8 protein-coding genes, 2 rRNA genes and 1 pseudogene are annotated in these 16,172 nt (G+C 59.9%); 7 read left to right on the forward strand and 4 right to left on the reverse strand.

Features of this window, described 5'->3' with window-relative positions:
• Together GIW69_RS25245 and GIW69_RS25250 are read left to right on the forward strand one after the other, a co-directional pair.
• Positions 1–5,132, forward strand: a pseudogene (locus tag GIW69_RS25245) (LapA family giant adhesin); the annotation flags it as partial.
• Positions 5,133–5,280: 148 nt separating this feature from the next.
• Positions 5,281–5,619, forward strand: coding sequence for a tryptophan synthase subunit beta (locus tag GIW69_RS25250; protein WP_236485495.1), 339 nt, complete (start codon positions 5,281–5,283; stop codon positions 5,617–5,619).
• Between the two features lie 101 nt (positions 5,620–5,720).
• On the opposite strand, the gene lapD is transcribed toward GIW69_RS25250, so the two are convergent.
• Together lapD and lapG are read right to left on the reverse strand one after the other, a co-directional pair.
• Complete coding sequence (lapD, locus tag GIW69_RS25255; protein ID WP_236485496.1) at positions 5,721–7,667, reverse strand: cyclic di-GMP receptor LapD; 1,947 nt, start codon at positions 7,665–7,667, stop codon at positions 5,721–5,723.
• A gap of 14 nt (positions 7,668–7,681) precedes the next feature.
• Positions 7,682–8,374: a cysteine protease LapG gene (gene lapG / locus GIW69_RS25260; protein WP_236485497.1), complete on the reverse strand. Its 693-nt coding sequence runs from the start codon at positions 8,372–8,374 to the stop codon at positions 7,682–7,684.
• 197 nt (positions 8,375–8,571) lie between these two features.
• Here lapG and GIW69_RS25265 point away from each other — a divergent pair, with 197 nt between their 5' ends.
• The 5 genes from GIW69_RS25265 (at position 8,572) to GIW69_RS25285 (ending at position 15,640) form a co-directional block, all read left to right on the forward strand.
• On the forward strand, positions 8,572–9,282 hold the full coding sequence (locus tag GIW69_RS25265) for a GntR family transcriptional regulator (protein ID WP_236485498.1): 711 nt from the start codon (positions 8,572–8,574) through the stop codon (positions 9,280–9,282).
• A 742-nt stretch (positions 9,283–10,024) separates the two neighbouring features.
• Positions 10,025–10,801, forward strand: a complete 777-nt coding sequence (locus GIW69_RS25270; RefSeq protein WP_236485499.1) for a DUF3050 domain-containing protein — start codon at positions 10,025–10,027, stop codon at positions 10,799–10,801.
• Entirely contained in the window at positions 10,798–11,727 is a 930-nt protein-coding gene (locus GIW69_RS25275) for a diiron oxygenase (protein ID WP_236485500.1), read from the forward strand. Before GIW69_RS25270 ends, GIW69_RS25275 begins: the two co-directional genes overlap by 4 nt.
• Positions 11,728–11,740: 13 nt before the next feature.
• Positions 11,741–15,157, forward strand: coding sequence for a non-ribosomal peptide synthetase (locus GIW69_RS25280; protein WP_236485501.1), 3,417 nt, complete (start codon positions 11,741–11,743; stop codon positions 15,155–15,157).
• Positions 15,158–15,172: 15 nt separating this feature from the next.
• A complete protein-coding gene (locus GIW69_RS25285) occupies positions 15,173–15,640 on the forward strand; it encodes an SRPBCC family protein (RefSeq protein WP_236485502.1) in 468 nt (155 codons plus the stop codon).
• Positions 15,641–15,840: 200 nt separating this feature from the next.
• Here GIW69_RS25285 and rrf (GIW69_RS25290) read toward each other — a convergent pair.
• A 5S ribosomal RNA gene (gene rrf / locus GIW69_RS25290) occupies positions 15,841–15,956 on the reverse strand.
• Between the two features lie 106 nt (positions 15,957–16,062).
• Positions 16,063–16,172 (reverse strand): 5S ribosomal RNA (rrf, locus tag GIW69_RS25295); the annotation flags it as partial.

Below are 16,172 nucleotides of genomic sequence, written 5' to 3' on the forward strand. Positions count from 1 at the left end.
GCACGCCAGTGACCGTGACGTTGAGCAACGGCGCCGTGATCAACATCGAAGCCGGCAAAACCACCGGCACCGTAACCGTTGCAGCACCGGCCGACGACGTCTACAAAGACGCCGGCAAAGTCGAAGCCACCATTGCGACTGCCACGGGTGGCAACTTCGAAAATCTGGTGCCAAGCACTGCTCCGGCCGTCACCACCGTCACCGACACCCTCGACACGACCACCGTAAAACTGACCGCGACCGAGTCGGCGGCTGAAGGTGGCACCGTTACCTACACCGCTACCGTCGGCGCAGCCGTGACCGGCTCGCCGGTTGTAGTGACGTTGGCCAACGGCCAGTCCATCACCATCGCCGTCGGCCAAACCACCGGCACCGTCAGCACCACCGCGCCGAACGACGCGCTGAACGGTCACACTCCACTGACCAACGCAATCACTGATGTGAGCGGCGGTAATTACGAAAATCTGGTTGCCGACAAGTCACCCGTTTCGACCACCGTCACCGACACCGTCGACACCACCAACCTGACGCTGGGCGCCACGCAATCGGTCGCCGAGGGTGGCTCGATTGTTTACACAGCGACGTTGACCAATCCTGCGGGCACGCCAGTCACCGTGACCTTGTCGAATGGCGCCGTGATCACTATCGAGGCCGGCAAAACCACCGGCACCGTAACCGTTGCGGCGCCTGCCGACGACGTCTACAAAGACGCCGGCAAAGTCGAAGCAACCATTGCGACTGCCACGGGTGGCAACTTCGAAAATCTGGTGCCAAGCACTGCTCCGGCCGTCACCACCGTCACCGACACCCTCGACACGACCACCGTAAAACTGACGGCGACCGAGTCGGCGGCTGAAGGTGGCACTGTCACGTACACCGCCACTGTTGGCGCCGCTGTCACGGGTTCGCCTGTCACCGTGACGTTGGCCAACGGCCAGACCATCACCATCGCCGTCGGCCAAACCACCGGCACCGTCAGCACCACCGCGCCGAACGATGCGCTGAACGGTCACACCCCACTGACCAACGCAATCACTGATGTGAGCGGCGGTAATTACGAGAATCTCGTCGCCGATAAGACACCGGTGTCGACCACCGTCACTGACGTTGTCGACACCACCAATCTGTCGCTGAGCGCGACTGACTCCGTGGCCGAAGGCGGCTCGATCATCTACACCGCGACCCTGACCAATCCGGCCGGGACGCCAGTGACCGTGACGTTGAGCAACGGCGCGGTAATCACCATCGAAGCCGGCAAAACCACCGGCATCGTGAGCGTTCCTGCTCCGGCCGACGATGTCTACAAAGACGCCGGCACCGTTCAGGCCACCATCACCGCCGCCAACGGTGGCAGCTTCGAAAACCTGGTGACCAGCAAAACGCCAGCCGTGACCAACGTTACTGACACCGTCAACACCACCACGGTCAGCATCTCCGGCAGCAACTCGGTGACCGAAGGCCAGACCGCGACTTACACCGTCAGCCTGACAAACCCCGCGCAGACTGAAGTGACCCTGAAAATCGTCTACAGCGGCACCGCCGCCGACGGTTCGGACTTCACCGGTGTGTACACCGTGAAGATTCCGGCAGGCGCCAGCACGGCGAATTTCAACGTCGCGACCATCGATGACAAGATCACCGAAGGCACCGAAAACTTCGTGGTCAAGATCGACTCGGCCACGGGCGGTAATTTCGAAAACCTGGCGATCAGCACCTCCAACGGCAGCGTCAGCACGTCGATCATCGACAACGATGCACCGCCGGTCATCGATCTCGACGCGAACAATTCCAGCGGCACCACCGGTGCCGACTACAAGGTGACCTTCACCGAAAACACCCCGGGCGCGGGCGTGTCGATTGCCGACACCGACCTGAAAATCACCGATCCAGACAGCACGATGCTGACCGGCGCCACCGTGGTGCTGACCAACCGTCAGGACGGCGATGCGCTGAATCTGGGCAACAGCGTCAACGGCATCACCATCAATGCCAACAGCACCAATGGCACGGTGACGCTGACCCTATCGGGCAACGCGACGCTCGCGGATTACATGCAGGCGATAAAGAACATCTCCTTCACCAACAACAGTGAAGACCCGAGCACCGTGCCGCGGATCATCACCGTGAAGGTTACCGATGGCGCCAACTACTCCAACACCGCGACCACCACGGTCAACGTGGTGGCGGTCAACGATGCGCCAACCTCCGCGCCAGCGAACGTTACCGGCACAGAAGACACGCCGCTGATTCTCGGCTGGTCGACCTTCGGCGTCAGCGACGTCGACAGTCCGGCGAGCAATTTGGGCGTGAAGATCACTCAGTTGCCGGGCGAAGGCAAACTGCAATACCTGGACGGTTCGACCTGGAAAGACGTCGCCACCAACCAGACCTTCAGCAAGGCCGCTATCGACGCCGGCAAGTTACGCTTCCTGCCGGATGCCAACGAGTCGGGCGCGAACGGTAATCCCGCCGGCATGGGTGACCAGAAGGCTGATTACGCTCAGCTGCAATTCCAGCCAACCGATGGCCAGGCACTGGGCAGCACCGGCACGATCAAAATCGACATCACGCCCGTGGCGGATGCACCGAGCCTGTCTGTGGCGGGCAACAACGTGACGTCCACCGGGCTGATCAAGGAAATCTGGACGGGCCTGTCGGGCCTGGGCACCGATGGCAGCGGCGCAAGCTCGACCACGCTGAAAAACGTGATCGATGCGGCCGGCACCGCGAACTCAAAAGGCAACGTCACCAACGTGCAGTCCGATGGCAGCGTGGCAGCAGGCACGGCGTCGAAGACGTCTGGCCTGATCTACCTCGAAGCGGGCAAGACTTACACCTTCAGCGGCACTGGCGATGACAGTTTGCTGGTGACCATCGGCGGCAAAAACGTGGCAGCAATCACGTGGGGCGCGGGCGGTAATCTCAACGGTTCGTTCACGCCGACCACCAGCGGCTACTACACCCTGGACATCTACCACCACAACCAGAGCGGCCCGGGCAGCTACGACGTCAATCTGTCGGTCAACGGCAGCACGCCGATTGACCTGAGCAGCGCCGGCGTGCCGCTGTACACCGGCGTGACCGATCTGACGAACGCCGGCGTCACCGTCTCGGATCTGCACGGCACCAATGGCGAAGGCTATTACGACGGTTACAAGCTCAACACCGGCGCCGAAGGCACCAGCGTCAAGCTGTCGGCGATCACCACCGCGCTGACCGACACCGACGGCTCGGAAACCCTGAGCGTGAAGATCAGCGGCGCACCGGTCGGCTCGGTTCTTACCGACGGCGCAGGCCACAGCTTCACCGTGACCGCCACCGGTGGCGACGCTAACGTAACCGGCTGGAATCTCGGCACGCTGACCGTCACGCCGCCAGCCTACTACAATGGTCAGTTCAACCTGACGGTGACCTCGACGTCCACCGAGGCGTTGGGCGGTTCGGCATTGAGCACTGCGACCATCCCGGTCACCGTTTATCCGGCGACCTACAACGCGATCACCGCCACCTCGGCCGATGACACCGTCACCGGCACCGACGGCAACGACATCATCGTCGCCGACATCGGCGGTCTGACCGTGGTGCCGGGCACCAACTACAACATCGCGTTCATGGTCGACAGTTCGGGCAGCATGAGTTCCTCGTCGATCAGTGCAGCCAAAGACTCGTTGACGGCGGTGTTCAACACCCTCAAGCAGAGCCTGGGCGGCAGCAACTCGGGTACGGTAAATATCTTCCTGGTGGACTTCGATACCCAGGTCAACCAGTCGGTGTCGGTGAATCTCAACGATCCAAAGGCACTCAGCCAGCTCCAGGATATCCTGAACTCGATGAAATCCGGCGGCGGCACCAACTACGAGGACGTGTTCAAAACCACGGCCAACTGGTTCCAGAGCGCCGAAGCCGTGGCGAATACCGGGGCGAAGAATCTGACTTACTTCATCACCGACGGCGAGCCGACCTACTACCAGAACGGCGAGCAAACCAACCCGACGCTGTACGGCAACGTGAAGTTCGACAACGTGGTGACCACCAGCAATTACAAGCTGGGCGATACCTTCAATACGACCATCGACAGTACGCACAAACTGAGCATTAACAGCGCCGGCACCGTGGTTCTGCAGACCTACAGTTCGTGGTGGGGCTGGAGCAGCAGCACGCTGGGCACCGTACATGCCCAGGGCGACGGGACCTATGAACTGTCGAGTCTGGCGGGCTCCGGCAACAGCACCAACTCGAACACCACTGACAACTCCACCAGCAGCTTCGCGTTGCTGGACAAGCTGTCGAACGTCGAAGCCATTGGCCTGAACAAGGACGTGACGCTCAACGACCTGAAGCCGTACGACTCGGACAAAACGCCGCAAACCAACATTGACCCGAAAGATCTGGCGAACTCGATCATCGGCCACACCGAAGCCACAATGCCGGGCAACGACACCGTCAACGGCGGCGACGGCAACGACATCCTGTTCGGCGACCTGGTGAGTTTCAACGGCATTGCCGGCGAGGGTTATCAGGCGATGCAGGCGTTCGTCGCCAAGGAAACCGGCGTCGACGTCAGTAAAGTCAGCACCAGCAATGTGCACCAGTACATCACCGAGCATTACAGTGCATTCGATGTGTCCGGCGCCCATGATGGCAACGACACGCTGTTGGGCGGCGCGGGCAATGACATCCTGTTCGGCTCGGGCGGCGGCGACTGGCTCGACGGCGGCAAGGGCAATGACATCTTGCTGGGCGGCACTGGCAAGGACACGCTGATCGGCGGCCAGGGCAACGACATCCTGATCGGCGGCTCCGGTGCCGACACCTTCGTCTGGAAATCAGGCGACACCGGCAACGACGTCATCAAGGACTTCAAGGCCAGCGAAGGTGACCGCATCGATCTGCGCGATCTGTTGCAGGGCGAGACCGGCAGCACCATCGACAACTTCCTGAAGATCACCACGGTCGATGGCGTGTCGTCGCTGCAAGTCAGCTCCGGCGGCAAGTTCAACTCGGGCGATGCCGCCGCCGCGACGCCGGACGTGACGATCAAACTGGAGGGCAACAATTGGTCGAGCGCCAACCTTCATAACCTGATCGCCGGCAGCGACCCGACCATCAAAGTCGACCACAACAACAGCTGATACGTGAACAAACGGCCGCTTTTTATAAGGCGGCCGTCACGTTCAGGCCATCCACGCGGTGACGATTTCGTCGGCGCACCGCATACTCACGCACCGTTGGCCTATGCTGCTGACAGCATGACGCTGGTTCATATCTGAGGGATGCTCAATGTTTTATGTGCAACGCGATGCCCAGGGCCAGTTGATCCGCGTGGAAGCTGCCGCCTACGCCGAAGCCACGGAAACCCTGCCGGCCGACCACCACGAAATCCAGGCGTGGTACGCCAACGAAGCGGTCGAAAACAGCCTGAAGCAGCTCAAGCAGAGCGACCTGGAAATGATCCGGGTACTCGACGACCTTATTCAGGTGCTGACCAGCAAAGGCGTGATCCGCGTCACTGATCTACCGCCGGCGGCGCAGGCCAAGTTGATGGATCGTAACCAGGCGCGTGTGGCGTTGGGCGGGTTGAGCCAGTTGATTATTGAAGATGAGAAAGGGTTGATCTGATCAGCCTTTGAAAGCAAAAGATCGCAGCCTGCGGCAGCGCCTACATTGGAATACGTTCCCTGTAGGCGCTGCCGCAGGCTGCGATCTTTATGCCTTTGGGATTACGCCCAAGGCTCAGGCTCACCCAATAGCTGCCCCTGAACCCCGTAAAGCCCCATCTCACGGATCACCGACAATTCCCCCTCCGTTTCAACCCGCTCGGCAATCAGCGGCAGATCAATGCTGTGCGCCGCACGCTGGATCGCTTCGATGAACAGGCGTTTGTCGCTTTCCTGATCGATTGCGCGAATGTAACTGCCATCGATCTTCAAATACGCCAGCCCCAGCCGCGCCAGGTTGCCGATCATGCTGAAGCGTCCGCCGAAACGTTGCAGACTCAAGGAGAAACCGAGCTCGCGCAGGCGTCGTGTCAGTTGCTCCAGCAGCGCTTGTTCCGGCAGTTGCTCTTCACCGATTTCCAGCGTCAGGCGTGAGCCGAGATTGGAATGCGCGCGCAGCATGTCGAAGACTTTGTTCAATGCCTGCGGATCCGCCAGCGTCGCCGAGGACAGGTTCAGCGCCAGGGATTCTTCATGCCCGGCCATCTGCGCCAGTACCCGTTCCAGCATCAGCCGATCCAGCCGCGCGGTCCAGCCGAAGCGCTCCAGCCACGGCAGGAAGCGCCCGGCAGGGATGGTCTGGCCCTGTTCATCAAGAAGACGCGAGAGCACTTTGTAATGCAGCACCAGATCGGTGTCCTGCGCCGCTACCACTGGTTGGAAGTACAGCTCGAAGCGTTGATCGTTCAGCGCCCTGTCGAGCAAGCGATGCCAGGCGTGGTGATCGTCGCCGACGTCCGCCACCAGACTCTGTTCCAGACACGCCCAGTTCTGATCGCCCTGCCCTTCAGCCTGCGCCAGCGCCTGATCACCGAGGCTGAGCACCGCTTGCGGCGAATCACCATGGGCAAAAGGCGCCAGGCCGATGGCCGCCACCGCAGCCACATCGGTGGCGCCGGTCGCGTGCAGGCTGCTCAATGCGGCGTCGAGATTTTGCGCCAGTTGCAGCGCTTCCTCACGCACCAGTCCCGGCGCCAGCACGGCGAACTCACCGCCACGAATACGGGTGATGAGGTTTTGGGTTTCCGGGTATTTGGCACATTCGCGGGTCAGTTGTTGGCCCACGGCTTTGAGCAGTTCATCCGTACGCTGACCGCCCAGACGCTGGTTCAAGCCCGCCAGATCCTTGACCCGCAGCAACAGCAGATAACCGGAGCTGGCCTGTTCCGGGTTGCTCACCCGCGCATTCAACTGCATTTCGAAATAGCGACGATTGGCCAGGCCCGTGAGGTTGTCCTGATAGGACTCGGTGCGCAGTTTTTCGCTGCGTTCGGCCTCCTCCTGGAACAGTGCCTTGAGCTTCTCGACCATTTGGTTCATTGCCTGCACCACTCGGCGCAGTTCCGGCGTGCGCGGCAGTTCCGGCACACTGAGGAATTCACGGCGGGCGATGGCGTGGGACTGCTTGACCATGTAGTCCAGCGGCTTCAATTGCCGACGCAGCAACAGCGCGCCCAGCAATGCACTCACCGCGCCGCAAATCAGCAACCAGCCAAGGCTGCCCAAGGCGCTTTGCCAGAGCTTGGCCACGGCGAACATCGGGTGGCTGACGACTTCGACTCGCGCCGCCTGCTCCCAGCCACGGCTGACCAGCGCATCGCCGCCCGCCGCTTCGAGGCCGATCAGGTTGACGAACCAGTCCGGCACGTTGCTGATGGCCGGGATGCCGCTGCGCTCGACGATGGTCTGGTCGGTCTTCACATCGACCACACGGATGCTCGCGTAATAGCCGCTGTCGAAGATCGAACTGACCAGCAGCTCGACCATCGCCGGGTCGTCGATGTTCGGCGTCAGCGACAGCGCAAGAGCGGTAGCCGCGTCTTGCGCATGGGAGCGCAACTGATTGACGTACTGGGTGCGCGAGCTTTCCAGGCTGACCATGAAGCTGCCGGTGAAGGCGACCACCAGAAACAGACAGATAGCGATCAACAGCTGTTTGAACAAGGACATCTGAGCGCGTGCTCCTAGTTAGTCGTCTCGACCGGGAAACCTTCGGCCTGCATTTTTTTCAACACATCCTGCCAGCGTGACAGGCGTTTGGTGTCTCCGACCTTTTTGTTGCCCTTGGCTCCCGGCAAGTACAGACCTTCGGCATTGAAAGAGTAGACCGGCAGCAAATCGGTACGCTGGGAGGCTGGCTTGATCGGGTCGATCAGGCTGTCAAGCACCAGCGGCATGGCATCGGGGCTGGAATAGTACGTCAGCACCATGTGCGCGCGGTTCTGACGCAGTGCCTTGACGTAAGTGATGCGCAGCTTGTCACTGGAAACGCCCAGATGCCGCAGGCTGAAATATTTGGCGATGGCATAGTCTTCACAATCGCCGGCGCCTTTCCACAGGGCTTCGATCGGGGTTTCCCAGTAATCGGTCTCGTGCCACAGGTCGATGTCTTCGACGTAGCGCATCTGTTTGTTGAAAAACAGGTTCACGACGTTGAGTTTTTCCGTTTCGCTGACCTGCTTTTGCGTCGCCAACAGGTTCTGCCAGGCGTCGATGCGCTGCTGCCCGGCCCCCAAAGGTCCGTATAGGGCCGCCGCTTTGCGGCTGATCAAGGAAAAATCCCAATCGGCGTGCAAGCCGCCCAGCATGAGGCCGGCCAGCAGCAAAGCGCTGCCGAACCAGCGCAACGTCCGGGGGATTGCGAAACGTACCGCCACTGCGGGCATCCTGGAAGAGGGTTTGAACGGGCCTGATGGTGAAGGTTAGTCCAGCAAAAAACAATGGCACGGTGAGATCATTGAGTGCGCGCTAAACTGAATTTGTTCCTCTATTCCTTTACACGGTTTGACAACTTGTAGAGCAGTCACTAGCTTCATTTGGATCCAAATGTTGCATTCAAAAAGGGTGCGTTGTCGTGACACAGAAGCCCAAGCCGCTCCAGAGCATCAAAGTCGATGGCCCGATCCCCGCCCATCTGGCGCGCTCGGTCATCGAGGAAACCTTACGTTCGGCGATCCTCGATGGGCGCCTTCCAACGGGCACGGCGCTGCGTCAGCAGGATCTGGCGAATCTGTTCGGTGTCAGCCGCATGCCGGTGCGCGAAGCCTTGCGCCAACTGGAAGCCCAGGAGCTGCTGAATGTGGTCGCTCACAAGGGCGCCGTGGTTGCGCCGCTGATTAAGGGCGATGCGGCTGAGACCTATGAGTTGCGTATCCTCCTGGAGACCGAAGCGCTGCGCCAGTCAGTACCGTTGCTGACCGCTGCCGATCATCAACGCGCCGCCGGCTATATCGAGGCGATGGAAGTCGAGCATAGCTACAGCGAGATCGGTCGACTCAATCGCCTGTTCCACATGGCCCTTTATGGCGCGGCGACGAACCGTCGACTGCTGCGCCTGATAGAAGATGGCCTCAACGAAGAAGAGCGCTTCCTGCGCTTCAACCTTAAGGCGATGGGCTTGGGCAAACTGTCTCAGGATGATCACCGCGCCATGCTGCAAGCCGCCATTGAACGGGACGTCGAGTTGTCGGTGACATTGCTCGTTTATCACCTCAATCGCGGCGTCGAGGTCATCACCCGTTACCTGGACAACGCTGCGGCTCAGAATCGCAAGGTACTGCGTTAAATCTTCAACCGGGCGTGACCCGCCGTCTGCCCGGCGAATAATCCACTTACAAATCCTCCGCCCGCCATCGCCAATCATTCTGGCGCCTCCCCGCTTGCGCTCTAACCTTCCCTTGTTTTGCCCAGCCCGAACCTTGCGGGCTGACGATCGACGATAGCCCCGGCGCAGATTTACGCGCACCCTTGGATCCAACTCGATAACAAATGGGCGACGCGCCGGATGCGCTGAGTAGTCCCCGCACCAGAAACCTACGGAAGGAGTTTCGCCACGGGAAAGGAAGTCTTGGCACCGCTTCCGGGCCGATTTCATCCCCTCAAAAAAACTTCATATTCCTTATTAGAAAGTTGCTGCGAGTGAGGCATTCACTCTTTTTCTAAATTTCGGCCAATAGCGCTGGAAGGAGCAACTACGCCCAAATAAAACTGAGACCAATAGTTTTATCGGGGACACTCATATTCAATAAATCACCAACTAAAAATATTTGGAATTTGTACTTGTTAATTTTCTTGGTGATGTATTAGTTTTTTTAGCGCCGGGATCAGAATTTACTTTCGACCCGCCGATACAGAGCAGCATGACCGGACAATGGGCGGCTCCGTCACCAATTGGCAGTTCCAGGCTTTTCGTGCAACCCATCAACTTATATTGATCGAACAGGGCTATTGCTCGCCCAGATAAATGTTCGCCACCGTTAGCCGTTGATTGTGCACTCACTTTGATTTCAATAAACCAGAGGCCCGCCATGATGCCGACGAAAGAACAACTTCTCGTTAAAAAAGCCGAACTTAGCGTTCATCCAATCTTTGCCGAAATCGATTCCTTGTCGGTGTTGCGCCGATTCATGGAATGCCATGTCTTTGCCGTCTGGGATTTCATGTCACTGACCAAACGATTGCAACAGGAACTGACCTGTACCCGCCTGCCGTGGTTACCGCCTCGCGATCCCCGAGCCGCTCGGCTGATCAACGAAATCGTCCTCGGTGAAGAGTCCGATGACCGTCCCGCTCACGGGCATTACAGCCATTTCGAGCTGTATCTGGACGCCATGCGTGAAATCGGTGCGGACACCTTGGCGGTGGAGCGCTTCGTTGCTCTGCAGCAGGAAGGCGTGAGTTACGACGTGGCGCTGCAAAGCATCGACATCGATCCGGCCGCCGCGCAGTTTGTCCGCGACACGCTGCACATCGCACTGCATGCGCCCGGTCATAGCGTGGCTGCGGCGTTTTTGCATGGCCGCGAGAGCGTCATCCCGACCATGTTTCAGCGCATCCTCGACGATTGGGGCATCGGAATCGAACAGGCGCCGACCTTTCGCTACTACCTGGAGCGGCACATTGAGGTCGATTCCGAAGACCACGGCCCGGCCGCCGAGCAATTGCTGGCGCGTCTGGTCGATGGCGATCCGCAGCGCCAAACCGAGGTCTACACCAGCGCCCTCGCCGCTGTCGAAAGCCGCATTGCGCTGTGGAACGGCCTGCGCCTGAGCATGCGCGAAAGCGTGGTGGAGGTGATCCAATGAACGCCGCCGATTACCAATCCTTCGCCGACGCCTGGGAAAGCCGCGCCACCATCCGCACCCGCCCGCGCCGAGTGTTGGAGGACGACGAGCGCCTGATCTATCCGCTCAGCCGCCAGCCATTGGTGCTCAGCGAAACGTTTCTGCGCGAATGTCCTCGGCAGCGCGATTTCGCCCTGGTGCAGACGCTGTACAAATTCATCAACGACGTGGTGATTTTCGAAACGGAAATCGTCGACAAGACCGCACGCAGCATCGCCAAGAATCGCTTCACCGTGGAGTTCCCGTTCGCCTGCCGTTACGACGCGATGACGGTCGTCGTCGACGAGGATTACCACGCGCTGGTGGCCATGGATTTCATGCAACAGACCATCGCCATGACCGGCATCGCGCCCATCGTACTGCCCGATGAAATTGAATTGAGCCGGGCGATTCCAGCCGCCGTGGCGCTGGCACCGGAGCACCTGCGCGGCGCAGTGGAATTGATTTGCGTGGCGATCGCCGAGAACACCGTGACGGGCGATGTCGCGGCGTTCGCCCGGGACGACACGGTCAAGCCGTCGATCAAGGGACTGATGGCCGACCACTTGCTCGACGAGGGCCGCCATTCGAGTTTCTGGGCGCGCATGGTGCGCATCTATTGGCACACCGCGAACGCGGCGGATCGCGACACCATCGCACGGATTCTCCCGGTGTTCATCGGCCATTACCTGACCAACGACATCCAGAAATCCTTCGATCTACGCCTGATCGATGCCCTGCCCGTCAGCGAAGCCACGCGCCGAACGCTCAAGGATGAAATGGCCGGGCTGGCCTTTCCGATCAATCGCCATCACCCGCTGGTGGGCAACATCGTGCGGTTTTTCCATAGCAGCTCGTTGCTCGACACACCGTGTGTCCAGCACGCCCTGCGCGACTACCTGATCTGATGAGGAACCCGACATGAAACGTCTCAATATTGTGCTCGTGGGCCGCAGTCAGGCCATGTCCGACCTGGCTGATGAACTGGAGCAAAGCGGTCACGTGCTGACGCGGTTTACTGAAGACATCTCGCAACCCTGGCCGTCGGCGGATCTGCTGATCGATGACGCCAGCCTTGCGCTTGGCGACGGTAACGGCACGCCCCGTTTAACCCTGCGCCTGGGCGTCGGAGCAACCGGCACCGGAGGGTTGCCGGTGCTCGATCTGCTCTGCCTGCTCGGCAAGTCACTGGTGAGTCGCGTGCCAATCGCTGATGAAGCCTCCGGCAACGGCCAGACTTTGCGTCAGCGAACGCTGACGCAAGTGGTGGACGAAGTGGCGTTGCTGGTCAGCCGCTTTTCTCGCGACGAGGAGTATTTCAGCAACACCGTGCCGGCCTCGGCGCCCGATTTCGAACAGGTCGAAAGCCTGCTGTTTCTCGACAGCCTGGCGTATGTCCATAGGCTCAATGCCACGGCAAATCCGGCGTTGCTGGAGCAAGCCAACATCAGCGTGATCGAGCGGCTGGAACAGAGCCTGATCTGCCATGCCGAACGGCCGGCGCTGCACCTCGGCGGCCAGTCGATCAGCTATCACCAGCTACATGACCACAGCCGTGCGATTCGCCGGCAGCTACAGCCGCTGCTCGAACAACATCCGCAGCCGTGGGTGGTCGGCATTTGCCTGCCGAAGAGTCCTGCGCTGTATGCCGCGATTCTGGCAGTACTCGGCAGTGGCGCGGTGTATCTGCCGCTGGAGCCGAGCCATCCATTGCAGCGTCGGCAATACATTTTGCAGCACACCGGGGCGACTTTGTTGCTGCATGATGGCGAGCATCCATTCGGCGAAGCGCTACCCGGGCTCGACGTCAGCGTGATCAATCCGGCAGAAGCAGATCCTGCCCAACCGTTGATGCGCCAACGCCCGGCACTCGACGCACCGTGCATGGCGCTTTACACCTCGGGCACCACCGGGCATCCGAAAGGCGTTCTGCTCAGTCAGGCCAACCTCGCCCACTTCACCGCGTGGTACGCCGACTACGTGCAGCTAAACGCTCATAGTCGGGTGTTGCAGTTCTCGTCCCTGAGCTTTGATTCGTCGCTGATCGACATTTTCCCGACCCTGCTCGAAGGCGCCGAACTGGTGGTGCCGGACGACAATCAGCGGCGCGACCCGCTGCAACTGGTGGCGCTGATCCGCCGCCGGCAACTGACTCACGCCTTCCTGCCGCCAGCGCTCCTGAGCATTCTGCCGCTGGAGCAGTTGCAAGGCGTCGGGCAGGTTATGACGGGGGGCGATGTCTGCGAGCCGTTCGTCATTGAGCAACTCACCCGCCAGGGCAAGCTGCACAACCTCTACGGCCCCACAGAAGCCACGGTGCTGATCACCGCTCGGCAATTGCTGCCCGGCGACAGCAACCGCAGCCTCGGCGGGCCGATTGCCAACAGTCAGGTGCTGATTCTCGATGATGATCTGCAACCGGTGGCCGGGCAGGACGTCGGCGAATTGTTCATCATCGGTCCCGGCGTGTGCCTGGGTTATTTGAACAATCCACAGCAAACCGCTGAGCGTTATCTGAGCCTCGATCTGCCGGACGGCCGGCGCCTGCGCGCATACCGGAGCGGCGACATGGCCAAGTGGGGCGAGCACGGCATCGAGCTGTGCGGACGCCGGGACAATCAAGTGAAGATCAGGGGCTTGCGCGTCGAGCCGGAAGAGATCGAACGCTGTTTGCGCGAGAGCCGTTTGTACCGGCAAGTGGCGGTGGTGATCGATAGCCAACGGCGGATTCTGGCGTTCCTCGCTCAACCGCAGGAGCAGCAAACGGGTGCCGCCCGTGAAGCCCTGCAAGCACACGCGCAAGAGTTTTTGCCCGACTACATGCAACCCGTGGCCTGGAGTGAACTGGCGGACATGCCGTTCGCCAGCAACGGCAAGATCGATCGCAATGCCCTGCTCGCACTACCGGTCAGTGTTCAGGAAAACCATTCGATCTGTTTGCCCACTAACGCGGACGAGTCGCTGTTGCTGGACATCTGGGCAGAGTTGCTGGAGCTGCCGACCAGCGACATTTCCACCGACGAAAGCTTCTTCAATCTTGGCGGTCATTCCATTCTGTTGTCACGCATGCTGCTGCGATTGCGCGAGGAATTTGGCCGCAGCATTTCAATCAACCGCTTCATCGAACTGCCGACGATCATCAAGCTCGCCACTCTCGTGCGCGGCGCCAACGATATTGCCGTGCTAAGTGCGCAAGCGATGGCCGACGCGGAGCGAGCGCTGGACATCGAGCCGCTGCAGGTCAACCGCATGGGCGATGTGCACAAAGTGATCGTCACCGGCGCCAACAGTTTTGTTGGCGTGCACATCGTCGAGGCGCTGCTGGCCTGGGGCGCCAGCGAAGTTGCGTGCCTTGTGCGCGAAGGTGGCGGCCTCACAGCGCCGCAACGCTTTGCCCAGGCATTGAGGGAAAACCGTCTCGAGCATTTAGACATGACGCGTGTGCGAGTTTATGCGGCGGACATCAGCCGTCCGCAACTCGGCCTGCCCGACGCGGATTACCAGCGTCTGGATCAGACGTTCGGTGCGTTGGTGCACAACGCTGCCAACGTCAATCACGTACTCGATTACGAGTCGCTGGCAGCGGACAACGTCGAGCCGATATTCGAGCTGCTGCGCCTGTGCGAAGGGCGCTGCAAGAAAATCTTCAATTTCGTCTCGACACTATCGGCCTCCAGCACCGTTGACGCCGATGGTCAGGTGCTGGAACTCCCCGCCGCGCCGACACCACCGATCTACATTCGCAACGGCTACAACCTGTCGAAATGGGTCGGCGAACGCCTCCTCGAACGCGCCCGGGAGCGCGGCGTGCGGGTCAATCTGTATCGCCCCGGCAACATCAGCTTCAACAGCCACAGCGGCGTGTGCCAGCCACATAAAAACCGTCTGATGCTGATGCTCAAAGGCTCGATTCAGCTTGGGCAAGTGCCGGCCTTCGCGTTGAATTTCGACCTGATGCCGGTGGATTTTCTTGCGCGCTTCATTGCCTTTCACGCCAGTCGATATTCGCCGCAGCAGGCGGTGTTCAACTTGCACAACCCGCAGCCTCTGAGCTGGGACGCCTACGTCGCCTCGTTCCGCGACACCGGCAGCGAGTTCTCTCTGGTCAGCGTGGCCGACTGGCAGCAGCAACTAGGCCGGGTCGATGCAGACAACGCGCTGTTCGGCGTGCTCGGCTTCTACCTCAACGGCTTCGAGGAAGATATCGGTGACACCTCACTGATCGGCCACGCCAACGCACAGGCCGGCGTGCGGCAGATGGGCGCGCGCTACCCGGAAAAATCTCCGGCGCTGCTCAGGCGCGGCTGTGACTACCTGAGAGAAATCAATTTCATCTGAAGAAGGAGCAACAAAATGAACACTCTGCAACCCGACACCCTGATCAAAAACCCTCACGGCTGCCACGTTGTGTCCTCGGTGGAGATTCCGGCCGGCGCGGCACAAGTCTGGGCAGTGGTGGGCAACTTCGGCGGTTTTGACCGCTTCATTCCCTCGCTCTCACACATCGAAATGACCGGAGAGGGCGTTGCCTCGCTGCGCAAGAAATTTTTCAAGGACGGCAATCTGGTGGTCGAGCAACTCAACTCCCGGGACGACAAGGCGTTGAGCATGACCTGGACAACGATCTACAACACGCTGGGCGTGGCCAATCTATGGGCGGCGATGAATGTGGAGACGCTGGGCGCAAGCAAGTCGCGAGCGACCTGGACGATCATTGCCGACCCGGCCAGCGGCGGGCCGGAGGCATTGCCCGGCTTCAAGGATTTCGTCCAGGGATTTGCCGATGATGCGATGGAGAATGTATTGAAGTTGTTTGTGTAAGGCTTTTTGCCTGGTGCTGGCTGCTGTTGCCATAGCGAGTGGGCTCGCTCTACAAATTTTCGGTGAACTGAGTATTTTTGAGCCACCGAGATCGTCAGAGCGTGCTTGCTCGCTTGTTTTGCATCTTTCTACATCAAAAGCAGACATCTGAAACGACAAAACCCCTGTCTGCTAATGCAGACAGGGGTTTCGGAATTTAATCTTGACGATGACCTACTCTCACATGGGGAAACCCCACACTACCATCGGCGATGCATCGTTTCACTACTGAGTTCGGGATGGGATCAGGTGGTTCCAACGCTCTATGGTCGTCAAGAAATTCTGTGACCAGCCCGTTACTCGATAACGTGCCAGCAAAAACTTGAACTTCTACTAAAACAAAACCCCTACCTGCATACGCAGATAGGGGTTTCGGAATTTAATCTTGACGATGACCTACTCTCACATGGGGAAACCCCACACTACCATCGGCGATGCATCGTTTCACTGCTGAGTTCGGGATGGGATCAGGTGGTTCCAACGCTCTATGGTC

This window comes from Pseudomonas syringae, assembly GCF_021605415.1.
Classification (GTDB): domain Bacteria; phylum Pseudomonadota; class Gammaproteobacteria; order Pseudomonadales; family Pseudomonadaceae; genus Aquipseudomonas; species Aquipseudomonas syringae_S.